This window comes from Streptomyces sp. NPDC092370 (assembly GCF_044755265.1).
Taxonomy (GTDB): Bacteria; Actinomycetota; Actinomycetes; order Streptomycetales; family Streptomycetaceae; genus Streptomyces.
In genome coordinates, this window is sequence record NZ_JBIVQO010000004.1 from 140,654 (window position 1) to 164,113 (window position 23,460).

Annotated in this window: 19 protein-coding genes; 10 read left to right on the forward strand and 9 right to left on the reverse strand. The window is 71.5% G+C overall.

The features are described from left to right. Window positions 1-82 precede the first annotated feature (82 nt). Complete coding sequence (locus ACIQHQ_RS14670) at window positions 83-1,264, forward strand: NlpC/P60 family protein (protein ID WP_402612285.1); 1,182 nt, start codon at window positions 83-85, stop codon at window positions 1,262-1,264. Between the two features lie 18 nt (window positions 1,265-1,282). Here ACIQHQ_RS14670 and ACIQHQ_RS14675 read toward each other — a convergent pair whose 3' ends face one another. From ACIQHQ_RS14675 to ACIQHQ_RS14695, 5 genes are read right to left on the reverse strand one after another with little or no spacing between them, the layout of a single operon-like run. Continuing rightward, window positions 1,283-2,545, reverse strand: coding sequence for a styrene monooxygenase/indole monooxygenase family protein (locus ACIQHQ_RS14675; protein WP_402612286.1), 1,263 nt, complete (start codon window positions 2,543-2,545; stop codon window positions 1,283-1,285). 12 nt (window positions 2,546-2,557) lie between these two features. Beyond that, window positions 2,558-3,205 carry an ATP/GTP-binding protein gene (locus ACIQHQ_RS14680; RefSeq protein ID WP_352115310.1) on the reverse strand — a complete coding sequence of 216 codons (648 nt, stop codon included), beginning with the start codon at window positions 3,203-3,205 and terminating at the stop codon, window positions 2,558-2,560. Beyond that, window positions 3,186-3,608, reverse strand: a complete 423-nt coding sequence (locus ACIQHQ_RS14685; protein WP_097220385.1) for a DUF742 domain-containing protein — start codon at window positions 3,606-3,608, stop codon at window positions 3,186-3,188. Before ACIQHQ_RS14685 ends, ACIQHQ_RS14680 begins: the two co-directional genes overlap by 20 nt. Then, window positions 3,605-4,129: a roadblock/LC7 domain-containing protein gene (locus tag ACIQHQ_RS14690; RefSeq protein ID WP_402612287.1), complete on the reverse strand. Its 525-nt coding sequence runs from the start codon at window positions 4,127-4,129 to the stop codon at window positions 3,605-3,607. Before ACIQHQ_RS14690 ends, ACIQHQ_RS14685 begins: the two co-directional genes overlap by 4 nt. Then, the gene (locus ACIQHQ_RS14695; RefSeq protein ID WP_402612288.1) at window positions 4,126-7,200 is read right to left on the reverse strand and encodes a nitrate- and nitrite sensing domain-containing protein; all 3,075 of its coding nucleotides are present in this window, start codon (window positions 7,198-7,200) and stop codon (window positions 4,126-4,128) included. The genes ACIQHQ_RS14690 and ACIQHQ_RS14695 overlap by 4 nt, the downstream gene beginning before the upstream one ends. A gap of 368 nt (window positions 7,201-7,568) precedes the next feature. On the opposite strand from ACIQHQ_RS14695, the gene ACIQHQ_RS14700 reads away from it, so the two are divergent. Beyond that, a complete protein-coding gene (locus ACIQHQ_RS14700) occupies window positions 7,569-8,354 on the forward strand; it encodes a protein phosphatase 2C domain-containing protein (protein ID WP_402612289.1) in 786 nt (261 codons plus the stop codon). A 12-nt stretch (window positions 8,355-8,366) separates the two neighbouring features. Here the strand turns inward: ACIQHQ_RS14700 and ACIQHQ_RS14705 are convergent, their stop codons facing one another. Together ACIQHQ_RS14705 and lon are read right to left on the reverse strand one after the other, a co-directional pair. After that, window positions 8,367-8,858, reverse strand: coding sequence for a MarR family winged helix-turn-helix transcriptional regulator (locus tag ACIQHQ_RS14705; protein WP_402612290.1), 492 nt, complete (start codon window positions 8,856-8,858; stop codon window positions 8,367-8,369). 175 nt (window positions 8,859-9,033) lie between these two features. Next, window positions 9,034-11,496: an endopeptidase La gene (gene lon, locus ACIQHQ_RS14710; RefSeq protein ID WP_402612291.1), complete on the reverse strand. Its 2,463-nt coding sequence runs from the start codon at window positions 11,494-11,496 to the stop codon at window positions 9,034-9,036. A gap of 175 nt (window positions 11,497-11,671) precedes the next feature. Here lon and ACIQHQ_RS14715 point away from each other — a divergent pair, with 175 nt between their 5' ends. Next, complete coding sequence (locus ACIQHQ_RS14715; RefSeq protein WP_402612292.1) at window positions 11,672-12,331, forward strand: GNAT family N-acetyltransferase; 660 nt, start codon at window positions 11,672-11,674, stop codon at window positions 12,329-12,331. A 12-nt stretch (window positions 12,332-12,343) separates the two neighbouring features. Here ACIQHQ_RS14715 and ACIQHQ_RS14720 read toward each other — a convergent pair whose 3' ends face one another. Further along, on the reverse strand, window positions 12,344-13,144 hold the full coding sequence (locus tag ACIQHQ_RS14720; protein ID WP_402612293.1) for a rhomboid-like protein: 801 nt from the start codon (window positions 13,142-13,144) through the stop codon (window positions 12,344-12,346). Window positions 13,145-13,317: 173 nt separating this feature from the next. Here ACIQHQ_RS14720 and ACIQHQ_RS14725 point away from each other — a divergent pair, with 173 nt between their 5' ends. From ACIQHQ_RS14725 to ACIQHQ_RS14745, 5 genes are all read left to right on the forward strand, one after another. Beyond that, window positions 13,318-13,995 carry a spermidine synthase gene (locus tag ACIQHQ_RS14725; RefSeq protein ID WP_402612294.1) on the forward strand — a complete coding sequence of 226 codons (678 nt, stop codon included), beginning with the start codon at window positions 13,318-13,320 and terminating at the stop codon, window positions 13,993-13,995. A 136-nt stretch (window positions 13,996-14,131) separates the two neighbouring features. Further along, a complete protein-coding gene (locus ACIQHQ_RS14730) occupies window positions 14,132-14,872 on the forward strand; it encodes a response regulator transcription factor (protein WP_030851757.1) in 741 nt (246 codons plus the stop codon). Then, the gene (locus ACIQHQ_RS14735; protein ID WP_402612295.1) at window positions 14,869-15,981 is read left to right on the forward strand and encodes a sensor histidine kinase; all 1,113 of its coding nucleotides are present in this window, start codon (window positions 14,869-14,871) and stop codon (window positions 15,979-15,981) included. Before ACIQHQ_RS14730 ends, ACIQHQ_RS14735 begins: the two co-directional genes overlap by 4 nt. Window positions 15,982-16,262: 281 nt before the next feature. Next, a complete protein-coding gene (locus ACIQHQ_RS14740) occupies window positions 16,263-20,111 on the forward strand; it encodes a multifunctional oxoglutarate decarboxylase/oxoglutarate dehydrogenase thiamine pyrophosphate-binding subunit/dihydrolipoyllysine-residue succinyltransferase subunit (RefSeq protein WP_402612296.1) in 3,849 nt (1,282 codons plus the stop codon). Between the two features lie 86 nt (window positions 20,112-20,197). Beyond that, entirely contained in the window at window positions 20,198-20,377 is a 180-nt protein-coding gene (locus tag ACIQHQ_RS14745; protein ID WP_003992906.1) for a DUF6104 family protein, read from the forward strand. A 58-nt stretch (window positions 20,378-20,435) separates the two neighbouring features. Here ACIQHQ_RS14745 and ACIQHQ_RS14750 read toward each other — a convergent pair whose 3' ends face one another. After that, entirely contained in the window at window positions 20,436-21,266 is an 831-nt protein-coding gene (locus ACIQHQ_RS14750; RefSeq protein ID WP_402612297.1) for a hypothetical protein, read from the reverse strand. A 149-nt stretch (window positions 21,267-21,415) separates the two neighbouring features. On the opposite strand from ACIQHQ_RS14750, the gene ACIQHQ_RS14755 reads away from it, so the two are divergent. Both ACIQHQ_RS14755 and ACIQHQ_RS14760 read left to right on the forward strand, forming a co-directional pair. Further along, window positions 21,416-22,381, forward strand: a complete 966-nt coding sequence (locus ACIQHQ_RS14755; RefSeq protein WP_402612298.1) for a DUF4097 family beta strand repeat-containing protein — start codon at window positions 21,416-21,418, stop codon at window positions 22,379-22,381. A gap of 1 nt (window position 22,382) precedes the next feature. Continuing rightward, complete coding sequence (locus tag ACIQHQ_RS14760) at window positions 22,383-23,450, forward strand: helix-turn-helix transcriptional regulator (RefSeq protein WP_402612299.1); 1,068 nt, start codon at window positions 22,383-22,385, stop codon at window positions 23,448-23,450. Window positions 23,451-23,460: the final 10 nt, after the last annotated feature.

The window sequence follows — 23,460 nt, forward strand, 5'->3', positions numbered from 1 at the left end:
CCCACCGCGCGCACCGCGCGCACACGCCTGATCCTCACGATGTCCGGCGGCACCACGCCGCCCCCGCAACGGAGGTGATGGCATGTCAGCAAATTTCCTGCGTCTGGTCTGCATCGCGGCGTCGTCGGCCGGAACCGTCCTGGCGCCCGTCCCGGCCGCGGCCGTGCCCGAGCCGGGCACGGAACAGCGCGACATCGCCGGACTCCTGACGGATCTTCAGACGCTGTACCGGAAGGCCGAGGAGGCCACCGAGGCCTACAACGCCACCGAGGAGAAGCTGAAGAAGCAGCGCGCCGAGACCGACCGTCTGGACCGGGCCCTGGCCCGCGCCCGGCTCTCCCTGCACGACAGCCGGGGCGCGGCCGGCCGGCTGGCCCGGCAGCAGTACCAGAGCAGCACCGGCATCTCCCCGTACGTACGCCTGCTCCTGGCCCGCGACCCGCAGCGCGCGATCGAGCAGGGCCATGTGATCGGCCGGCTCGCACGGGAGCGGGCGGACACCACCGGCCGGCTGACCGTCGACGAGCGCAAGGCCCACGAGCTGGCCCGCAAGGCCCGCAAGGCCCTCGACGAGCAGCTCGCCCTCACCGAGCGGCGCAGGAAGGAACGGGACGAGGTCCGCTCCCGCCTCCACGACGTGGAAGGAATGCTCGCCTCCCTCAGCCTCGACCGGCTCAGCGACCTCGCCGAGTTCGAGCGGAACGGCGTCACGAAGGCGCAGGAGAAGTTCGTGACGTCCGGCGCGCTCGGGCACGCGGGGAGCAGCGGCACCGTCCGCACCCCGTCGGCCGGGGGCGCCCGGGCCGTGCGCTACGCCGTGCGGCAGATCGGCAAGCCGTACGAGTGGGGCGCGGAGGGCCCGGGGGCGTACGACTGCTCGGGGCTGACCTCGCGGGCCTGGGCCGCGGCGGGTACGCCCATCCCCCGGACCAGCCAGGAGCAGTGGGAGCAGTTGGAGCGGGTCCGGCTGGACGAGCTGCGCCCGGGCGACCTGGTGGTGTACTTCCCCGAGGCCACGCACGTCGCGCTGTACCTCGGGGACGGCATGGTCGTCCAGGCGCCCCGTCCGGGCGCGAAGGTGAAGGTGTCACCCATCGCGGCCAACCCGGTCCTGGGCGCGGTGCGGCCGGACCCGGACGGGGAGCCCTTGCGGCGTTACGAGCCGCCGGAGCTCCCCGAGGGCGCCATGGACGGCTCGGACGAGGGTTACGACGGCGACGGGGGTGATGCGGACGACGGGGATCGTGCGGACGTCGGGGATTAATCGTGCGGACGTCGGGGATTATGCGGCGCCCGCGCCCGACACCTCGGCCAGGTAGGCCTGGGTCTTCGCCGGGTCGTAGAAGAAGTTCTCGAAGTCGGCCGGGTTGTTGAAGCCGTTGGCGAAGCGGTCGGCGACCGGCTGGAGCTCACCGGCGGCGCCGATGAGGTTCAGGATGTGCTCCGGCGGCGGCGCGAGCATCGCGTTGGTCCACTTGGTGACGTGCTGGGCGGTGTCCCAGTAGCGGTCGAAGGTGGCCCGCATCCACTCCTCGTCGAACGGCTTGTCGCCGTGCTCGACGATCGAGGAGAGGTACGCGGCGGCGCACTTGGACGCCGAGTTGGAGCCCTGCCCGGTGATCGGGTCGTTGGCGACGACCACGTCGGCGACGCCGAGGACCAGCCCGCCGCCCGGGAGGCGGCCGATGGGGCCTCGGACGGTGGGGGCGTAGCGCCCGGCCAGCGTGCCGCCGGCGTCGGTGAGTTCGACCTTGGTGGCCCGCGCGTACTCCCAGGGGACGTACCGCTCCATGAGTTCCAGGGTCAGGGAGAGGTGCTCCGCGGGGTCCTTGACGCCGTTGAAGACGTCGAGCGGGCCGCCGGGTATGCCCTCCCAGAACAGGATGTCGGCGCGACCGGAGGTGGTCAGACAGGGCATGACGAACAGTTCGCCGACGCCCGGCACGAGATTGCAGCGGACCGCTTCGGTGCCGGGGTGCTCGGGGCGCGGGCCGAGGCCGTGGACGTACGCCACGGCCAGCGCGCGCTGCGGCTCGCTGTAGGGGGAGCGCTCGGCGTCACGGCCGAACATCTGGACCAGCTCGCCCTTGCCGGCCGCGACGAGCACCAGGTCGTAGGTGCGGGAGAAGTAGTCGAGGTCGCCGACGGCCGCGCCGTGGATGACGAGCTGGCCGCCGCGCTGGGCGAACGTCTCCATCCAGCCGGCCATCTTCACGCGCTGGTCGATCGACTGGGCGAATCCGTCGAGCTTGCCCAGCCAGTCGATGGCGCGGGCGGACGGGCCTTCGGCCCAGGAGCCGGGGGCTGCGACCGAGACGCCGAGTCCTTCGATCTTCGGGGCCTGGGACTCCCAGAAGTTCAGCTGGAGATCGCGCTCGTGCTGGAGTGCCGTGTGGAACATGCACTGCGTGGACATGACCCGGCCGGTGCGGATCTCGTCCGCCGTCCGGTTGGACATCAGGGTGACCTCGTACCCCTGTGACTGGAGGCCGAGGGCGATCTGGAGCCCGGACTGACCGGCTCCGACGACGAGTATCTTCCGCATGCGGGCTGTCCTCTACTCGGGGGTTTCGTCGAGCGCGTGGCCCACGAGGGCCAGGAGGGTCTCGATCACGGAGATCCGGCGACGCGCGTCCATGATCATGACAGGTATGTGGCGCGGGATGGTCAAGGCCTCCCGCACGTCCTCCGGCTCGAACAGCTCGCTGCCGTCGAAGTGGTTGACCGCGACCACGTACGGCAGCCCGGAGCTCTCGAAGTAGTCCAGGACCGGGAAGCAGTCCTTCAGGCGGCGGGTGTCGGCCAGGACGACGGCGCCGATCGCGCCGCGCACGATGTCGTCCCACATGAACCAGAACCGCTGCTGGCCCGGCGTGCCGAACAGGTAGAGCACCAGATCGTCGTCGAGCGTGATGCGCCCGAAGTCCATGGCGACGGTGGTGGTGGTCTTGCCGGGCGTGGCGGTGAGGTCGTCGGTCGCCTCGCTCGCCTCGGTCATCAGCGCCTCGGTCTGCAGGGGCGTGATCTCCGAGACGGCGGTGACCAGGGTGGTCTTGCCGACGCCGAAGCCGCCCGCCACCACGATCTTCGTGGCGATCGGGGCACGGGTGCGGTCCGTCTCCCAGGCGTGCATGCTCTCGCCGGGCTGGACGAACGGGGAGGAACCAGATACGCCGTGAGCGGCGTCAGAGACGACGGAGTCCACTCAGCACCCTTTCCAGCAGAGCGCGGTCCGGGCGGCCCGTGCCATGGCCGGTACCCGTTCCGTACACACGGATCTTTCCCTGGTCCGCGAGGTCGCTCAGGAGCACGCGGACCACGCCGAGCGGCATCTTCAGCAGCGCGGCGATCTCGGCCACCGTACGCATCCGGCGGCACAGCTCGACGATGGCCCGCAGCTCCGGCATGACGCGGGTGGAGAGGTTGCCGTTCGTCAGTTCCTTGCGCTCCTCCGGGGCGTCCAGCGCGGCCGTGCTCGCCACGAAGGTCTCCACCAGGAGGACGTGGCCGAACCGGGTGCGGCCGCCGGTGAGCGAATAGGGGCGGACCCGGGCGGGTTTGCGGTCGCCGCCGCGGACCGGGAGGTGGTGCTTGGGCGTACTGCTCATCGGGCACTCCCCGTCGTCTGGGACTCCTCCAGCGATTTGCGGAGCTCGCTGCGGAGTTCGGGCGTCAGCACATGGCCGGCCCGGCCGACGAACAGGGCCATGTGGTACGCCACGACGCTCATGTCGCAGTCCGCGGAACCGTGGACGCCGAGCAGCGAGCCGTCGCTGATCGACATCACGAACAGACTGCCCTCGTCCATCGCGACCATCGTGTGCTTGATCCCGCCGAAGTCCATCAGCTTCGCGGCGCCGATGGTGAGGCTGCCGATGCCGGAGACGATGGTGGCCAGGTCGGCGGCGGAGCCGCGCGGCCCGGTGCGCCGGGACCCGGCGGCTTGCAGCGCCTCCCTCGCCTCCTTGTTGCGGGTGTCGTCGGAGGAGAGCAGGAGCAGTCCGTCGGACGAGACGACAGCGACCGAGAGGATGCCGGGCACCTCCTCGACGAGGTTGGTCAGCAGCCAGTGCAGGTTGCGGGCCTCACTGCTCAGTCCGATCAGTCCGAAGGTACTGGGAGCGGTCAACTGCTTGCCTCCTCGACTGTGCCCCCCGTGGCTTCTTCGGATTCAGCTGGTCCTGCGGTGCCGGCGGCCGGCCGCTGGTGCGAGGCCGTCCCCTCGGCGATCTCCGCCTCCACGTCGCGGTAGCCGGCCTGCGCCCCCTGGCGGAAGCCGCCGAGACGGCGGCGCAGGGCATCGGCGTCGACGGAGCCGCTGCGCTGGCGCGGGGCGGTGGTCGGTGCGGTGATCTTGGGAGTGCGCTTGGGGAGGCCCTTGTCGGTGACGCGGTCCTCCTCCCCGTCGGGAGCGCGCTCGTGCTCCCGGCTCTCGTCCCCGTCCGCATCTCCCGTGCGGGGTGCGTCCTCGGGTGCGAGCGGGCTCCGAGGGCCGGTCCCGTCCTCGGCTGCCGCCGTCTCACCCTGAGCCGGGTCCGGCGCCCCCTGTTGCGCCGGGATGAGCAGTTCCATCGTGGTCTCCGCGGGGGACTCCACGGGTGCCGCGGTCCCGGCCGGTTCGGCGGAGGCGGCGGGTTCCACGGGTGCGACGGGTGCCGCGGTCCGGGCCGGTTCGGCGTCTGCGGCGGCGGGTTCCATGGGCGCGGCCGGTTCGGCGGGTGCCGCCGGTGCCGCGGTCCCGGCCGGTTCGGCGGGTGCCGCGGGTGCTTCCGGCTCGGCGGGTGCCGCGGGTGCTTCCGGCTCGGCGGGTGCCGCGGGTGCTTCCGGCTCGGCCTGGGCCGGCGGTAGGGCCGCCTCGGCCGTCTCCGTCGCCTCTGCCCCCTCCGTCGCCTCTGCCGTCTCCGGCTCCCCTGCCGGTTCCGGGTGCTGGGCGGCACCGGTGCTCTCCGCGGTCTCGTCCCGCTGCACCGCCTTCTCCGCCAGGGCCACCAACGGGTCGTCACCGGCCGTGCGGCCGGGCAGGACATTGGAGTTGGCCTCGGCGTCGGCACCCGGGAAGGAGAAGGAGTGGGTCGCGCCGGCCTGGGTGCCGGAGGCCGGGACGGCCACGGTCGGGGCGGCGGCGAGGAGCGTGCGGGGCAGGACGACGACCGCCGCGACACCGCCCTGCTTCTGCTCGCGCAACTGGACGCGCACGCCGTGGCGGTGGGCGAGCCGGGCCACGACGTACAGGCCGAGGCCCAGACCGTCCTCGCCCTCCTGGTCGTACGGCGCCTCGGGGTCGAAGTCGGTGAGGCGGGAGTTGAGGCGCTCCAGCCGTTCCTCGGTCATGCCGATGCCCTCGTCCTGGACGGAGAGCACGACCTCGCCGTTCTCCAGGAGCCAGCCGGAGATCTCGACGGGCAGGTCGGGCGGGGAGAACGAGGTGGCGTTCTCCATGAGTTCGGCCAGCAGGTGGGAGAGGTCGTCGGCGGCGAACCCGGCGATGTGCGCGTGCGGCGGCAGCGCGGCGATCCTGACCCGCTCGTACCGCTCGATCTCGCTCACCGCGGCCCGCACGACGTCCACCAGCGGCACCGGCCCGGCGGCGTGCTGGACGTGCTCGGTGCCGGCGAGGACCAGGAGGTTCTCGCTGTGCCGGCGCATGACCGTCGCGAAGTGGTCGAGCTTGAACAGCGTGGCGAGCCGGTCCGGGTCCTGCTCGCGCTCCTCCAGGTTCTCGATCACGGCCAGTTGCCGCTCGACCAGGCCGAGCGTGCGCAGCGCGAGGTTGACGAACGTCCCGCCGATGGCCGTGCGCAGCCGTTCCAGCTGGGCGGCGGACTCGGCGAGTTCGCCGCGCAGCTCCTCGCGTGCGTCGGCCATCTTCTGGCGCTGGCCGACGAGGTGCTTGCGGTCGGACTCCAGCGTGGTGATGCGCTCGGTGAGGGCGGCCGCGTGCGCGTGCAGGGCGTTGACGGAGCGGACGACCTGGGCGAACTCGTCGTTGCGGCCGGTGAACTTCACCGGCTCCTCGGCCGCCGGGTCCTCGGCCTCGGCGAGGCGCTTGGACCCCAGGCGCAGGACCGCGAGCGGGCGGGTGAGGCTGCGGGCCATGCCCGTGGCGACACCGACGGCGAGCAGCATGAGCGCGCCGAGGACGGCGATGCGGATCTCCAGCGCGGTGACGTCGTCGTCGCGCAGCGCCTCGAGGTCCTTGGTGCGCCGGTCGTAGAGGGCCGACTCCACGCCGCGCATCAGGTCGACGCGGGCGGACAGGGCGGCGTCGAGCTTCTTGGTGCTGGTGGCGAGATCGCTGCGGGAGAGCGTCGGCTGGTCGGTCAGGGAGGCGAGGTACTTGTCGGCGGAGTTGACCTCGGTGCCGGTCACCGTGGAGTCGAAGGAGGCGCGGGCCGGCTTGGGGGCGGTGCCGCGGAAGTCGGCCAGGGCCGCGTCGGAGCGCAGCCGGGCCTGCTGGGCGGCGGCGCTCAGGACGTCGCGCTGGCGGGTGTCTGCGTCCGAGGAGGAGGTGGTCTCGGTCGGCAGGCCGGTGACGGGGTCGATGACCGTCTGGGTGCTGCTCGGCACGCTGAGCGCGGCGAGCAGCAGCCCGCGGGCCGCGGCGGCCTGCTGGACGGCGGAATCGAGCTCGGCCAGGGCGTAACCGCCCTCACCGGCGCGCGGCGGCGTCTGCTGCGCCAGCTGTTCGGCGAGCCGGTGGAGTTCGGTGATGGTGATGGAGTACGCCTGGTGCGCTTCGAGGGCGCTGCTCTTGCCGGTGAGCGCCGCCCTGCGCACGGCCGCTATGGCGTCGAGGTCCGAGCGGAGCGGGGCTGGCGTGTCGGTGTCGGACCGCAGTTCCTCGACCTGCCGGTCCACCCGGGCGCTGCGCTGCTCGGAGGGCGCCTTGGTCTTGGGGCGCCCGGCCGCGATGTAGGAGGTGACGTCGTCCCGCTCGTCGGCGAGGGAGTGCGCGAGGGTGAGCGCGTCCTGGGTCTGCTCCGCGAGCGTCACCAGTTCCTGGGAGTCGTGGAGTTGCCCGGAGGCGGCGAGGACGGACGGGGTGCCGGCACCGGCGATGGCCGCGGCGACCACGGCCACGGCGACGATCAGCCGGTTGCGTACGTGGGTGGGGCGGCCCTTGCCGGTGGGGGATGCCGGCTCAGCGCCCTGAACAGGGGCCGTCTGCTTGCCTGTGCGACGAGGCCGCGTCTTCTGCACCGGTGCTCGCATTCCTGACTCGTGAACCCTTGGGCCCGGATAACGCTCCGTCAACTGGCGCGTACTCCCGGTACACTTCCCGACCCTCCCAGCGCCGGTGGGCAGCGCATGCGCATCACCTGACCCGCCACTCGAAGGAGTGAACCTCGGAGGGGAGTTGAGGGGCAAGTTCCGCGGGCTTTCGCAGCGGCCGTGCGCGGCACGCCGGTTGGACGACGGGGACAGCCGGTGGCAGTATTCGCCACCACGCCTTCCCGGAACAAATCATTCCAGCCCAAACCTGGCGTCTGACCTGCGTGGCTGCGCCGGTCACGCGACCCTTGCCGACCTCTTGCGAACTTTGTGAAGGGCTCGTGCAGACTGGCCGGATGCGAACTGAACTCGCCTCGGAGCCGGGAGACGCCGACCGCCCCAACGAGGACTTCGCCGGCGTCGGGCTACCGGCTTCGGGGCAGGGCGGTTCGGTCGTCGTCCTGGACGGGGTCACGCCACCGAAGGCCGGGACGGGCTGTCTGCATTCCGTCCCCTGGTTCACCGCTCGCCTCGGTGGAGCACTGACCGAACTGACCGTTTCACTGCCGGATGTTCCCCTGGTCGACGCCTTGTCCCGTGCCATCGCGCGTACCTCCGGGGCACACGCCGCAACCTGTGACCTTTCTCACCCTCGGACGCCTCAGGCCACGGTGGTGGCGGCCCGCTGGGATCCGGACACGGTGGAGTATCTGGTCCTGTCGGACTCCGCCCTTCTCCTGGAGTCCCCGGACGGCCTGGTGACGCCCGTCCTCGACGACCGGCTGGCCCTGCTCCCCCGCTCGGCGCTGGCGACCGACGCGCTGGTTGACTCCACGCTCCGCAACAGGGAGGGCGGCTTCTTCACGGCGGCCGCGGACCCTTCGGTGGCCCGCCGAGCGGTGACCGGCACCCTGCCGCGCAACGAGGTGCGCGCCCTGGCCGTGCTGACGGACGGTGCCACCCGCTGGGTGGAGCGGTTCGAGGAGGGCGACTGGGCGGACTGCTTCCACGTCGTCCGCAAGGAGGGCCCGCAGGCACTTCTCGACCGCGTCCGGACACTGGAGCGGTCGGACGCCGCCGCGACGTTCCTGGGCAGGAGCAAGAGGCACGACGACGCGACCGTGGTGTTCGTCGAGTTCTAGGGGGTGTCCGGTCTACTTCTCCATGCCGCGGTTGAGCTGGTGCAGCAGCCGGGCCAGTTCCGTGACCTCGCGGGAGTCCCAGTCGGCCAGGCGGCCGGCGTAGCGGGCGCGGCGGGCCTCCCGGACCCGGCGGACCCGGTCGTGGCCCTCCTGGGTGAGGGCGACGAGCCAGGCGCGTCCGTCGGCGGGGTCGGGCTCGCGCGCGACCAGCCCGAGGTCCTCCAGGGCGCGCAGCTGGCGGGACATCGTCGCCTTGCCGACCCCGATGTAGGCGGCGAGCTCGGTGGCCCGCTGTTTTCCGCACTCGTCCAGCCGGACCAGCAGGCCGTACGCGGACGACTCCAGGTCGGGGTGGACCTCGCGGGCCATCTCGCCCTGGCTGGCCCGGGCGCGCCGCAGCAGCACGGTCAGCTCGCGCTCCAGCGCCAGGAAGGCGGGCTGATCCACACCGCTTGCGGCCACACCGGCGTCGCGGTGTCCGTCGTCGTTGCCGCCCTCGTGCACGTCAGCCCCTGCCTCGGTCGTCGCCCGGTCGTGAGAATGCCGGTACTGGGATTTTCCGCCACCTGCCGTGATCGGCGCAGTTCGGCAAGTATTCCGCAGGTCAGGGCACTCCTGCCCACAGGGCCATCACATCGTGAAGGCCCGGGCCTCCCGCGCGGGAGGCCCGGGCCTTCCTTCATCCGGCCACGTCCTCCCCCAGTGCCCGAAGCCTGGGAGATGCCCCCATCGCCGCGACCGGAACCTCCGGCGCCGCCGCGCTCGTCGCGGGCGCGAGCGCCAGTTCCAGGACCTGACGGACGTCGGTGACGGCGTGGACGTCGAGCGTGTCCAGCACCTCCGCCGGGACGTCGTCCAGGTCGGGCTCGTTGCGCTTGGGGATGATCACTGTGGTGACGCCGGCCCGGTGCGCCGCGAGCAGCTTCTGCTTCACACCGCCGATCGGCAGGACCCGCCCCGTCAGTGAGACCTCGCCGGTCATCGCCACGTCCGTGCGGACCAGACGTCCGGACAGCAGGGACGCGAGGGCCGTGGTCATCGTGATGCCGGCGCTCGGGCCGTCCTTGGGGACCGCGCCCGCCGGGAAGTGGATGTGCACGCCCCGGTCCTTCAGGTCGCCCACCGGCAGTTCGAGTTCGGCACCGTGGGAGCGCAGGAAGCTCAGCGCGATCTGCGCGGACTCCTTCATCACCTCTCCGAGCTGACCGGTCAGCGTCAGTCCGGCCGCGCCCGTCTCGGGGTCGGCCAGCGACGCCTCGACGTACAGCACGTCACCGCCCGCCCCGGTCACCGCGAGCCCGGTGGCCACGCCCGGCACGGACGTCCGCCGCTCGGCCGGGTCCTGGGCGGACTCGGGCACGTGGTGCGGCCGGCCGATCAGGTCGCGCAGGTCCTCGTCCCGGACGGTGAACGGCAGCTTGCGCTCGCCCAGTTCGTGCTGGGCGGCGATCTTGCGCAGCAGGCGCGCGACGGACCGCTCCAGGGTGCGCACGCCCGCTTCGCGGGTGTACTCGCCGGCCAGCTTGCGCAGGGCGCTCTCGTCGATGATCACCTCGTCCGTGCCGAGCCCGGCCCGCTCCAGCTGGCGCGGGAGCAGGTGGTCGCGGGCGATGACGACCTTCTCGTCCTCGGTGTAGCCGTCCAGGCGGACGATCTCCATCCGGTCGGCCAGGGCCTCCGGGATCGCCTCCAGGACGTTGGCCGTGGCAAGGAAGACGACGTCCGACAGGTCCAGCTCGACCTCCAGGTAGTGGTCCCGGAAGGTGTGGTTCTGCGCCGGGTCGAGCACTTCGAGCAGGGCGGCGGCCGGGTCGCCCCGGAAGTCCGAGCCGACCTTGTCGATCTCGTCGAGCAGCACGACCGGGTTCATGGACCCGGCCTCCTTGATGGCCCGCACGACACGGCCCGGCAGGGCACCGACATAGGTGCGCCGGTGGCCGCGGATCTCCGCCTCGTCGCGGACGCCGCCGAGGGCGACGCGGACGAACTTGCGGCCCATCGCGTGGGCGACGGACTCGCCGAGGCTGGTCTTGCCGACGCCGGGCGGCCCGACGAGCGCGAGCACGGCACCGCCGCGCCGCCCGCCGATGACGCCCAGCCCCCGGTCGTTGCGCCGCTTGCGCACCGCCAGGTACTCGGTGATGCGCTCCTTGACGTCCTCCAGGCCGGAGTGCTCGGCGTCCAGCACCTCCTTGGCGCCCCGGATGTCGTAGGCGTCCTCGGTGCGCTCGTTCCACGGCATCTCCAGGACCGTGTCGAGCCAGGTGCGGATCCAGGAGCCCTCGGGCGACTGGTCGGAGGACCGCTCCAGCTTGTCGACCTCCTTGAGAGCGGCCTCGCGGACCTTCTCGGGCAGGTCGGCGGCCTCGACGCGGGCGCGGTAGTCGTCGGACTCCTCGCCCTCCTGCTCGCCGTTCAGCTCGCGCAGCTCCTTGCGGACCGCTTCCAGCTGGCGCCGCAGCAGGAACTCGCGCTGCTGCTTGTCGACGCCCTCCTGGACGTCCTTGGCGATGGACTCGGCCACGTCCTGCTCGGCGAGGTGGTCGCGCAGCTGCTGGGTGGCGAGCTTGAGCCGGGCCACCGGGTCGGCGGTCTCCAGCAGCTCGACCTTCTGGTCGGTGGTCAGGAACGGCGAGTAGCCGGAGTTGTCGGCGAGCGCCGAGACGTCGTCGATGGCCTGGACCCGGTCGACGACCTGCCAGGCGCCGCGCTTGCGCAGCCAGGCGGTGGCGAGGGCCTTGTACTCCTTGACCAGTTCGGCGACCTGCCCGGGCAGCGGCTCCGGCACGGTCTCGTCGACGCTGGTGCCCTCCACCCAGAGGGCGGCGCCAGGACCGGTCGTCCCCGCACCGATGCGCACCCGGCCCCGGCCCCGGATCAGCGCACCGGGATCACCGTCGGCCAGCCGGCCGACCTGCTCGACGGTGCCGAGGACACCGGTGTTCGCGTACGTCCCGTCGATGCGTGGCACCAGGAGTACCCGGGGCTTTCCGGGCGTTGACCGGGCAGCGGCCTGTGCGGCCTCCACCGCGGCACGGACCTCGGAATCGCTCAGGTCCAGCGGGACCACCATCCCGGGCAGCACGACCTCTCCGTCGAGCGGCAGCACGGGCAGGGTGAGCGGTGTGGACGTCGAAGCCATGATCTCCCCTTCGGCAGTCAAGTTGAGCTATGCCGACTCAATGCTTGGGTGACCCCGGATGTTCCCAGCCCGCTGTTCGCTGTCAGCGATCACCCGTGACACCGGGAGCCGGAAGGCGCGTAAGGTCCCCCATGTAAGGGATGATCAGGTTTCTCGCTCATTACAGGGGGATGACGTGGACGGAACTGTGCAGGCCTGGGTGAACGGATGGGTCGTGTCGCGCGGTGCCGCCCCGCCCCTGGCCGAGCCGTGGGGCTGGACCATCGACATGGGGATGTACGGCCACGTCACGCGGCACGTGTTCGGCGCGACGGGCGAGAGCCTCGACGAGACGACCGTCCGCAAGGTGGCCGACGGGGTGACCGGCCAGGGTGTGTGGCTGAAGGCCTTCCGGGACCCCTCGGTGGTCTCCGGCTGGCTGGACGACAGCTGGTGGATCGACCCCGAGCCCGGCTGCCTGATGACGGTCCCCTTGAAGGCGGACGATGCTCCGGCCGTTCCCGAGGGCTTCCGGCTGCGCGAGTGGTCGCGCGGTGGAGTGACCCGTCTGATGGTGGCCGCGCCGGACGGGTCCCTGGCCGCCCGCGGACAGGTCACCCCGACGGGCGAGACCGCCGTGGTCGACCAGATCGAGACGGCCCCCGAGCACCGCCGCAAGGGTCTGGGCAGCCTCGTCGTGCGGACGTTGCAGAACGCCGCCGTCCGGCAGGGGGCGCGGACCGGAGTCCTGGCCGGCACCCCCGCGGGCCGAGGGCTCTACGAGGCGCTGGGCTGGGAGATGGTGGCCCCGCTGACCAGCGCCAAGCACGGGCCGCCGGCCCCCGCCCGGGCCTGAAGGACCTCGCGGTCAGACCCCGGCCGGGCCGAGGCGCGCCGCGTACCACCGCCGGACCACCGGCCAGGTCGCGATCCCGACGCCCAGGGCGATCACATGCCCCCAGTTCGTCATCGGGTCGGTGAAGGCGAGCAGGTCCTGGAGCAGCATCCAGCCGAAGCCGGCCAGCAGCGGCAGGCGCAGCCACAGCGGCAGAAGGCCCGCCAGGGCGCCGATGCCCGCGGCGACGCCGAAGCTGACGCCGTAGTCGAGGCGGTGCAGGGAGCTGTCGGGCAGATGCCCGGCCAGGACCGCGACGCCCACCGGAACCTCGGTCGCGAGGGTGGCCAGCACATGCCCGAGCAGGAAGACGGCGGCCGTCCGCACGGCCCCTACCCGCCGTTCCAGCGCGGTCAGCACCAGCACGAAGGCGATGGCGAACAGCGAGGTCACCCCGCCCGCGACCCACAGCGCGCTGCCGATCAGCACCAGCCCCGGCGTCCGCGCCAGGTGCGTCACATCCGTGCTGGAGCCCTGGAGCAGGGCGTGCACCAGGGCCGGGTCCGCGTACGCGGCGATCAGCGAGGTGAGGCAGAGGACGACCGCGTATCCGAAGGTGAACGGCGTTCCGGTGGGGGTGGGCAGCAACCGCCAGGGGCGCGGCGACCACCGCCGGGGCGCTGCCGCGGGAGTGGGTTCCCGTAGCGTCGCGCCCACCGTCTCGCGCGGACTCCGCTGCCGCGGCACCCCGTCCAGCAGCCCGGGCACGTCCGGGACGGGCGCGCCCCTCGGCGTCGGTGTGGCCCTCTCGTGGGGCGGCGCGGCGCGTTTCACGACGGGCGCTCCTTTCCCTCGTGTCCCAGCCTTCGCCCCGGACCGTCCGCTGTCTGTGACCCGCGCCACGCGAGGGCGGATTCACAGCAAACCGACAGCCTCGCCCCGCGCCCCCTCGCGGGCCACGGCGGAATTCGCGGCGCCGCACCCTCCTCCCCTGCCAGGATGTCCCCATGCCTACCCCTTACGACATACCCGACGTCCTGGACCGTCGCGAGGGCCCGCACGGTGAGGTGGTGCTGCGGCGGCACGACGACCGGCTGGAGATCATCTCCAACGGCTGTTTCCTGATGGACACCTCCGACGGCCGCTCGGAGCGGCGGCTGGTCGACGCGGCACTCGACGCCCTGGCCGGCCGGGACCGTCCCGACGTCCTGATCGGTGGACTCGGCGTCGGCTTCTCCCTCGCGCACGCCGCGGCGGACCCCCGCTGGGGCGGGATCACGGTGGTGGAACGCGAGCACGCGATCGTCGAGTGGCACCTCGACGGCCCGCTCTCCGCGATCTCCGCCCAAGCCCAGGCGGACCCCCGCACGACCATCGTCGAAGCCGATCTCGTCGCACACGTCAATGAGACATCCGACACGTACGACGCCCTGTGCCTCGACATCGACAACGGACCGGACTGGACCGTCACCCAGGGCAACGGACATCTCTACCGGGAGGCCGGACTGGCAAGCTGCGCAAGGGTGTTGAGACCCGGCGGGGTTCTCGCCGTCTGGTCCGCCCAGCCGTCTCCGGAATTCGAAGAAACCTTGCGGAATGCCGGGTTCCAGCAGGTGCGTACCGAAGAGATCCCGGTTGCCCGGGGCGTTCCGGACGTCGTGCACCTCGCCATCAGCCCTGGATAGCAAAGGTGTACTGACTCCCCGTACGCTGCTCCCCTGACGCCGATCATTCAAGCGTCAATCGCAACCATGCGCAGGCATAGCCAGTCAGAAGGAATCACCCCACTGATTCCGGGAAAGCACACCCCAGGGGCGGGCGATGGAGCAGACACAGACCTCCCACAACGGTTCGGCGACGGCTACTCCGGGCGCACAGCGCCGGGTCCTGGTGGTCGAGGACGACGCGACGATCGTGGACGCCATCGCGACCCGCCTGCGGGCCGAGGGGTTCCTCGTGCAAACGGCGGGTGACGGTCCGGCCGCGGTCGACACGGCCGAGGCGTGGCAGCCCGACCTGCTGATCCTCGACATCATGCTGCCCGGCTTCGACGGCCTGGAGGTCTGCCGGCGTGTGCAGGCCGCCCGCCCGGTGCCGGTGATGATGCTCACCGCGCGCGACGACGAGACCGACATGCTGGTCGGGCTCGGCGTCGGCGCCGACGACTACATGACCAAGCCGTTCTCGATGCGGGAGCTGGCGGCGCGCGTGCACGTCCTGCTGCGCCGGGTGGAGCGGGCCGCCATCGCGGCGGCCACCCCCCGATCCGGCATCCTGCGCCTGGGCGAGCTGGAGATCGACCACGCCCAGCGCCGGGTCCGGGTGCGCAGCGAGGACGTCCACCTCACGCCCACCGAGTTCGACCTGCTGGTGTGCCTGGCGAACACCCCGCGCGCGGTGCTCTCCCGTGAGCAGCTGCTCGCCGAGGTCTGGGACTGGGCGGACGCCTCCGGCACCCGCACGGTCGACAGCCACATCAAGGCGCTGCGCCGGAAGATCGGCGCCGAGCGGATCCGCACGGTGCACGGCGTGGGTTACGCCCTGGAGACGCCGACGCCATGAGCGGCGGGCCGACCGGACGGAGAAACCCCGGGGAGCCGGATCCCTGGGGCGGGGTGAGCCCGTTCTCGATCAAGACCAAGCTGGGCGCACTGGTCGTCATCTCGGTGCTGATCACCACCGGTCTGTCGGTGATCGCGGTGCACACGAAGACGGAGCTGCGCTTCATCACGGTCTTCTCGATGATCGCCACACTTCTCATCACGCAGTTCGTGGCCCATTCGCTCACCGCACCACTGGACGAGATGACGGCGGTGGCCCGCTCCATCTCGCAGGGCGACTACACCCGCAGGACGCGGGAGAACCGCCGTGACGAACTGGGCGACCTGGCCGTGACGATCAACGCCATGGCCGACGAGCTGGAGGCCCAGGACAGCCAGCGCAAGGAACTCGTGGCGAACGTCTCGCACGAGCTGCGCACACCCATCGCGGGCCTGCGCGCGGTGCTGGAGAACATCGTCGACGGCGTCACGCAGGCCGACCCGGAGACGATGCGCACGGCACTGAAACAGACCGAGCGGCTCGGGCGGCTGGTGGAGACACTGCTGGACCTGTCCCGCCTGGACAACGGCGTCGTACCGCTGAAACAGCGGCGGTTCGAGGTCTGGCCGTATCTGTCCGGCGTGCTGAAGGAGGCCAACATGGTGGCCTCGGTGCGCGCGGGCATCGCCACCGGCTCGGGCAGTCACACCCGTACCGACGTCCATCTGCACCTCGACGTCCACCCGCCGGAGTTGACCGCGCACGCGGACCCGGAGCGCATCCACCAGGTCGTCGCCAATCTCATCGACAACGCGGTCAAGCACAGCCCGCCGCACGGCCGGGTGACGGTCAAGGCGCGACGCGGCGCCCTTCCGGAGTCGCTGGAGCTGGAGGTCCTGGACGAAGGACCCGGCATTCCGAAGTCCGAGTGGCACCGCGTCTTCGAACGGTTCAACCGCGGCAGCGCCAAGCGGCCGCAGGGGCCGGGCAGTGACGGCGGCACGGGTCTCGGCCTGGCGATCGCCCGCTGGGCGGTGGACCTGCACGGGGGCCGGATCGGAGTGGCCGAATCCGAGCGCGGTTGCCGGATTCTTGTCACCCTTCCGGGACTGCCATCTCTGCCAAGTTGACGTAAAGTTCGAAGCGGAGCCACAAGATCCACGGACGTCCGCGCTGGCGGACACGTGTGATCAGGCACAGGCCCGCGCCATCGGCGCCAGGGGCCCTGCCCCTCTCTTCCCTCCTGACGCGGAACCACGCTTGTTTCCCGCCATTTCAAGGCCCGAAACACGGTTCCAGATGTGACTTGCACGACGTTGAACGGGCCCGGCCTGACCTTCCCCGTCCGGGGGGCGTAGCCTTGATTCCCGCTGTCCATCATCTTGTGAAGCGGAAGAGGGCGGTTGCCGCCGTGTCGCCACAGTCCCCCAGTAACTCGAGCATCTCGACCGACACCGACCAAGCGGGGAAGAACCCTGCCGCGTCGTTCGGTGCCAACGAGTGGCTCGTCGACGAGATCTATCAGCAGTACCTCCAGGACCCGAATTCGGTAGACCGAGCCTGGTGGGACTTCTTCGCTGACTACAAGCCAGGGGCGGCCGCCGCCTCGGCTCCGGCGGGTACCGCGGCCGCGGGGGCCGCGGGGACCACCACCGCTCAGCCGGCCGCTCCGGCCCAGGCCCCCGCCCCGGCGGCCGAGAAGCCCGCCGCCGCGCCGGCTCCCGCCCCGGCTCCGGCTCCGGCCCCGGTGAAGCCCGCCGCGCAGGCCCAGGCCCCAGCCCCGGCCCAGGCCCAGGCCCAGGCCCCAGCTCCGGCGCAGGCCGCCCCGGCCGCCAAGCCCGCCGCCAAGCCCGCCGCCGCGAAGAAGGCCGAGCCCGCCGCGGAGGCCGCCTCGGGCCCCGAGCAGGTCGTGCTGCGCGGCCCCGCCGCCGCGGTCGCGAAGAACATGAACGCCTCCCTGGAGGTGCCCACGGCCACGTCCGTGCGCGCGGTCCCGGTGAAGCTGCTCTTCGACAACCGCATCGTCATCAACAACCACCTGAAGCGGGCCCGGGGCGGGAAGATCTCCTTCACGCACCTGATCGGCTACGCCATGGTGCAGGCCATCAAGGCCATGCCGTCGATGAACTACTCCTTCATGGAGAAGGACGGCAAGCCGACCCTGGTCAAGCCGGAGCACATCAACTTCGGTCTCGCCATCGACCTGGTCAAGCCCAACGGCGACCGTCAGCTCGTGGTCGCGGGCATCAAGAAGGCCGAGACGCTGAACTTCTTCGAGTTCTGGCAGGCCTACGAGGACATCGTCCGCCGCGCCCGCGACGGCAAGCTCGGCATGGACGACTTCACCGGCGTGACGGTCTCCCTGACCAACCCCGGCGGCCTCGGCACCGTCCACTCCGTGCCGCGTCTGATGCCCGGCCAGTCGGTGATCATGGGCGTCGGCTCCATGGACTACCCGGCGGAGTTCCAGGGCACCTCCCAGGACACCCTGAACAAGCTCGGCATCTCGAAGGTCATGACGCTCACGTCGACCTACGACCACCGGGTCATCCAGGGCGCCGCCTCCGGCGAGTTCCTGCGGATCGTCGCGAACCTCCTCCTCGGTGAGAACGGCTTCTACGACGACGTCTTCGAGGCGCTGCGCATCCCCTACGAGCCGGTCCGCTGGCTCAAGGACATCGACGCGTCCCACGACGACGACGTCACCAAGGCCGCCCGCGTCTTCGAGCTGATCCACTCCTACCGGGTCCGCGGCCACGTCATGGCCGACACCGACCCGCTGGAGTACCAGCAGCGCAAGCACCCCGACCTGGACATCACCGAGCACGGGCTCACCCTGTGGGACCTGGAGCGCGAGTTCGCCGTCGGCGGCTTCTCCGGCAAGTCGATGATGAAGCTGCGCGACATCCTCGGCGTCCTGCGTGACTCGTACTGCCGCACCACCGGCATCGAGTTCATGCACATCCAGGACCCGAAGCAGCGCAAGTGGATCCAGGACCGCGTGGAGCGCCCGCACTCCAAGCCGGAGCGCGAGGAGCAGCTGCGCATCCTGCGCCGGCTGAACGCGGCCGAGGCCTTCGAGACCTTCCTGCAGACGAAGTACGTCGGCCAGAAGCGCTTCTCCCTGGAGGGCGGCGAGTCCGTCATCCCGCTGCTGGACGCCGTGCTGGACTCGGCCGCCGAGTCCCGCCTGGACGAGGTCGTCATCGGCATGGCCCACCGCGGCCGGCTGAACGTCCTCGCCAACATCGTCGGCAAGTCGTACGCGCAGATCTTCCGCGAGTTCGAGGGCAACCTCGACCCGAAGTCGATGCACGGCTCCGGCGACGTGAAGTACCACCTGGGCGCCGAGGGCACCTTCACCGGCCTCGACGGCGAGCAGATCAAGGTCTCCCTGGTCGCGAACCCCTCGCACCTGGAGGCGGTGGACCCGGTCCTGGAGGGCGTCTCGCGCGCCAAGCAGGACATCATCAACAAGGGCGGCACGGACTTCACGGTGCTGCCGGTCGCGATCCACGGCGACGCCGCCTTCGCGGGCCAGGGCGTGGTGGCCGAGACCCTGAACATGTCGCAGCTGCGCGGCTACCGCACCGGCGGCACGGTCCACATCGTCATCAACAACCAGGTCGGCTTCACGGCGGCCCCCGAGTCCTCGCGTTCCTCCATGTACGCGACGGACGTGGCCCGCATGATCGAGGCCCCGATCTTCCACGTGAACGGCGACGACCCGGAGGCCGTGGTCCGCGTCGCGCGGCTCGCCTTCGAGTTCCGCCAGGCGTTCAACAAGGACGTGGTGATCGACCTCATCTGCTACCGCCGCCGCGGTCACAACGAGTCGGACAACCCGGCCTTCACCCAGCCGCTGATGTACGACCTGATCGACAAGAAGCGCTCGGTGCGCAAGCTCTACACCGAGTCCCTCATCGGTCGCGGCGACATCACCCTGGAAGAGGCCGAGCAGGCGCTGCAGGACTACCAGGGCCAGCTGGAGAAGGTCTTCACGGAGGTCCGTGAGGCCACGTCCCAGCCGGCGACGGTCGAGTCCTCGGACCCGCAGGCCGAGTTCCCGGTCGCCGTGAACACCGCGGTGACCACGGAGGTCGTCAAGCGGATCGCCGAGTCCCAGGTCAACATCCCCGACCACATCACCGTCCACCCGCGTCTGCTGCCGCAGCTGCAGCGCCGGGCGGCGATGGTCGAGGACGGCACCATCGACTGGGGCATGGGCGAGACCCTCGCGATCGGCTCCCTCCTGCTGGAGGGCGTCCCGGTCCGCCTGGCGGGCCAGGACTCGCAGCGCGGTACGTTCGGCCAGCGCCACGCGGTCATCATCGACCGCAGCACCGGCGAGGAGTACACGCCGCTTCAGTACCTCTCCGAGGACCAGGCGCGGCTCAACGTCTACAACTCCCTCCTCTCCGAGTACGCGGCGATGGGCTTCGAGTACGGCTACTCGCTGGCCCGTCCCGAGGCGCTCGTGATGTGGGAGGCGCAGTTCGGCGACTTCGTCAACGGCGCGCAGACGGTCGTGGACGAGTTCATCTCGTCGGCCGAGCAGAAGTGGGCCCAGACGTCCGGCGTCGTCCTGCTCCTGCCGCACGGCTACGAGGGCCAGGGCCCGGACCACTCCTCGGCCCGCCCGGAGCGCTTCCTCCAGATGTGCGCCCAGAACAACATGACGGTCGCCATGCCGACGTCTCCGTCGAACTACTTCCACCTCCTGCGGTGGCAGGTGCACAACCCGCACCACAAGCCGCTGGTGGTCTTCACGCCGAAGTCGATGCTGCGCCTGAAGGCGGCGGCGGCCAAGGCGGAGGAGTTCACGACGGGCCAGTTCCAGCCGGTCATCGGTGACGCGTCGGTCGACCCGGCCGCGGTGAAGAAGGTCGTCTTCTGCGCCGGCAAGGTCTACTACGACCTGGAGGCCGAGCGTCAGAAGCGCGGTGTGACGGACACGGCGATCATCCGCATCGAGCGCCTGTACCCGCTGGCGGGTGCCGAGCTCCAGGCGGAGATCAAGAAGTACCCGAACGCCGAGAAGTACCTGTGGGCCCAGGAGGAGCCGGCGAACCAGGGCGCCTGGCCGTTCATCGCGCTCAACCTGATCGACCACCTGGACCTGGCGGTCGGCGCGGACGTCCCGCACGGCGAGCGGCTGCGGCGCATCTCGCGCCCGCACGGCTCGTCCCCGGCGGTGGGTTCCGCGAAGCGGCACCAGGCCGAGCAGGAGCAGCTGGTGCGCGAGGTGTTCGAGGCGTAATCGTCCTCGCACGTGCCGCGTGACCGGGCCGCATCCCCGCTTCGGGGATGCGGCCCGGCCGTTTGCGCACACCTATCCTTGGGGGCATGTACTTCACGGACCGTGGCATCGAGGAACTGGAGAAGCGGCGCGGCGAGGAGGAAGTCACCTTCGAGTGGCTCGCCGAGCAACTGCGGACGTTCGTCGATCTCAATCCCGACTTCGAGGTTCCGGTGGAGCGGCTGGCGACGTGGCTGGCGCGGCTGGACGACGAGGACGACGAGTAGGACACGCGCCGCCGTCGAGGCGTCAGGCGTCAGGCGTCAGGCGTCAGGCGTCAGGGTGTCAGTCGGGCGGATGCGTGAGGGTGTACGCCAGGCCCAGTGCGCCGTGCGCGAGGAGCAGCGCTCCCGCCGTGACCCAGCCGCCGCTGCGCCGTCTCAGGCCCCGGGCGATGAGCGGGATGCCCGCCGCCACCTGGGCGATGGCCAGGGCGCGGGCCCTCGGACCGCCCGTCCAGGGCATCCAGGGGCCGAGGCGGCTGTGGTCGACGGTGTCGCGTGCCCCGACCGCCTCACGCCATCCCGGCCACTCGACGGGCACGGAGTCCGGCCGGCGAGCCGCGGCCTCCCGGAGCCGGTCGGCGGGTTCGCCGGGGGCGAGTCCGGCGGGCAGGGAGACCCCCACGCGCGCGAGCACCGCGAGCAGGCCGCGCAGGCGGGCGCCGGCGTCGGCCGCGGAGTCGGGTTCGGTCAGCTGCCCGAGGGCCTGGACGTCCAGGACGGGGTCGAGGCCCAGGCGTGCCGCGAAGGTGCGCATCGCCTCGTCCTCCCCCGCCGGGACGCCGCTCGCGAGCCATACGAAGCCGACCGGGCGGCGGAAGCCGGACGCGAACGTGAATCCCGCGTGCTCGGAGTCCCACCACAGGGCGAGGACGGGCCAGGGCGCGCCGACGGCGAGGGCCGTGGCCCAGCCGGTGACCACCCGGTCGACGGGATCGGCGCCGTCCCGCCAGGGACGGCCCTCGGGGACGAGAGCACTCCATTCGTCGCCCGCGCGGGTGAGCTGCATCGGTTCGCGCAGCAGATGTGCGACGGAGGCGACGGAGGCGGGCGACGCCCGGCACAACAGCAGCGCCCCGGGGGCGGGACCGGTGCGGTCAGCTTCCGTCGACATGCTCACACGCTAGGGCGATTTGCCACACCTTGAAGACTTTTGCGCACTCGGCTGTCGCCAGAACGGGTGCCTTGACTTTCCAGGACCGCGATATATCGTGATTATGAGGGGACGCGATATGGCGCGTCGATTCGTGGGAGGTCTGCACCATGTCCGAGTGGTCCGTCACGGAACCGAGGAAGCTCACCTTCGACGAGCCCGTGAGCGATCTGCACGTACGTCTCGTCAACGGAACGGTGAACGTGGTGGGCACCGACGAAGGTTCCGCCCGCCTGGAGATCTCCGAGATCGAGGGGCCGCCCCTGAGGGTGAGCCGCCAGGACGGCACCCTCACGGTGGCCTACGAGGACCTGCCGTGGAAGGGCTTCCTCAAGTGGCTGGACCGCAAGGGCTGGCGCCGCAGCGCGGTGGTCTCCCTGGCCGTCCCGGCCGGCACCCGGGTGGAGGTCGGGGTGGTGGGCGCGGGTGCCGTGATCTCCGGGATCCAGGGCCCGTCGGTGGTGAAGGGCGTCACCGGCGACACGACCCTGGTCGGCCTCTCCGGCCCGGTCCGCGCCGAAACGGTCTCCGGGAACCTGGAGGCCCAGGACGTGACCGGCGACCTGCGGTTCACATCGGTCTCCGGCGACCTCACGGTGGTCGAGGGCTCCGGCCCCTCCGTGCGGGCGGAGTCGGTCAGCGGCTCGATGATCGTCGACCTCGATCCGAACGGCCCGACGGACGTCCGGCTGACCAGCGTCTCGGGCGAGATCGCGATCCGGCTGCCGTACCCGGCGGACGCGGACGTCGAGGCGAACACGGCGAGCGGCTCCGTCTCCAACGCCTTCGACGGACTGCGGGTGCACGGCCAGTGGGGCGCCCACAAGATCACGGGCCGCCTCGGCGAGGGCACCGGCAAACTCCGGGCCACCACCGTGTCCGGCTCGATCGCCCTGCTGCGGCGCCCGGCCCGGGAGGACGAGGACGAGGAGCCGTGGGACACGCGGCCCGGCGCCGCGTCGGCGGACCCGGCGGGCGATCCCCGGGGCGGCTCGGGAGACAATTCCGTCTCCGGCCCCGGCGGCGCCCCCACCACCGCCCCGGCCGACGGCACGACCGACAAGAAGGTGCTCTGACATGCCCCCCGTCTTCGCCCACGGCCGCCTCCGCCTCTACCTGCTGAAGTTGCTGGACGAGGCCCCCCGCCACGGCTACGAGGTGATCCGCCTCCTCGAAGAGCGCTTCCAGGGGCTGTACGCGCCGTCGGCCGGCACGGTCTACCCGCGCCTGGCCAAGCTGGAGGCCGAGGGCCTGGTCACCCACACCACCGAGGGCGGCCGCAAGGTCTACTCGATCACGGACGCGGGCCGAGCCGAACTGGCCGACCGCAGAGGTGAGCTGGCCGACCTGGAGCTGGAGATCCGGGAGTCCGTGGCGGAGCTGGCCGCGGAGATCCGGGCCGATGTGCGCGGAGCCGCCGGTGACCTGCGCCGCGAGATGCGCGCGGCGGCGACCGAGGCCCGCCGGGACACCGGCACCAGGACCGACGGCCCGGCGGGTGCCCCTGACGGTGACTTCTCGCAGTACGGCGACGGGGAGGCCTGGCGCATCGCCAAGGAGGAGATGCGCCGCGCCCGGCAGGAGTGGAAGGAACAGGCCCGGCGCGCCAAGGACGAGAGCCGCCGCGCCCGGGAGGACGCCCAGCGCGCCCGCCGCCAGGCGAAGGAGGCCCAGGAGCAGGCCCGCGCCCAGGCCCAGGAGCAGGTGCAGCGCATCACCCGCCGCGTCCAGGAGCAGGTGCAGGACCACTTCGCCCGCGGCGACTGGCCGACGGGCCTGCGGGAGGGCCTGAGCGAGCTGGTCAAGGAGGTGGGCGAGTTCGGAAAGGACTACGGCAAGGACTTCGGCAAGGATTTCGGCTTCGACTGGACCGGCACCGGCAAGCCGGCGGAGCCGACCTCCTCATCACAGCCCCCGGAAGACTTCCCGGCCGCCTACGTACCGGCCTGGGCCCACGAGGACGCCGCGGACTCCACCGGCGACCCTGCGCGCGACCTGGATCGTCTCCTCGACCGCTTCCGGGACGACATCCGGGACGCGGCCCGCGACCACGGCGTCCGCCCCGACCAGCTCCGCGACGCCCGCCGCCACCTGTCGACGGCGGCGGCCCACATCGGAGCCCTCCTGCGCACGCAGAAGAAGTAGGCGCCCGGGG

Coding starts and splice junctions, on each gene's coding strand:
- ACIQHQ_RS14670 (WP_402612285.1), top strand. CDS start 83: ATGTCAGCAAATTTCCTGCGTCTGGTCTGCATCGCGGCGTCGTCGGCC.
- ACIQHQ_RS14675 (WP_402612286.1), bottom strand. CDS start 2,545: ATGCGGAAGATACTCGTCGTCGGAGCCGGTCAGTCCGGGCTCCAGATC.
- ACIQHQ_RS14685 (WP_097220385.1), bottom strand. CDS start 3,608: ATGAGCAGTACGCCCAAGCACCACCTCCCGGTCCGCGGCGGCGACCGC.
- ACIQHQ_RS14700 (WP_402612289.1), top strand. CDS start 7,569: ATGCGAACTGAACTCGCCTCGGAGCCGGGAGACGCCGACCGCCCCAAC.
- lon (WP_402612291.1), bottom strand. CDS start 11,496: ATGGCTTCGACGTCCACACCGCTCACCCTGCCCGTGCTGCCGCTCGAC.
- ACIQHQ_RS14725 (WP_402612294.1), top strand. CDS start 13,318: ATGCCTACCCCTTACGACATACCCGACGTCCTGGACCGTCGCGAGGGC.
- ACIQHQ_RS14730 (WP_030851757.1), top strand. CDS start 14,132: ATGGAGCAGACACAGACCTCCCACAACGGTTCGGCGACGGCTACTCCG.
- ACIQHQ_RS14735 (WP_402612295.1), top strand. CDS start 14,869: ATGAGCGGCGGGCCGACCGGACGGAGAAACCCCGGGGAGCCGGATCCC.
- ACIQHQ_RS14745 (WP_003992906.1), top strand. CDS start 20,198: ATGTACTTCACGGACCGTGGCATCGAGGAACTGGAGAAGCGGCGCGGC.
- ACIQHQ_RS14750 (WP_402612297.1), bottom strand. CDS start 21,266: ATGTCGACGGAAGCTGACCGCACCGGTCCCGCCCCCGGGGCGCTGCTG.
- ACIQHQ_RS14755 (WP_402612298.1), top strand. CDS start 21,416: ATGTCCGAGTGGTCCGTCACGGAACCGAGGAAGCTCACCTTCGACGAG.
- ACIQHQ_RS14760 (WP_402612299.1), top strand. CDS start 22,383: ATGCCCCCCGTCTTCGCCCACGGCCGCCTCCGCCTCTACCTGCTGAAG.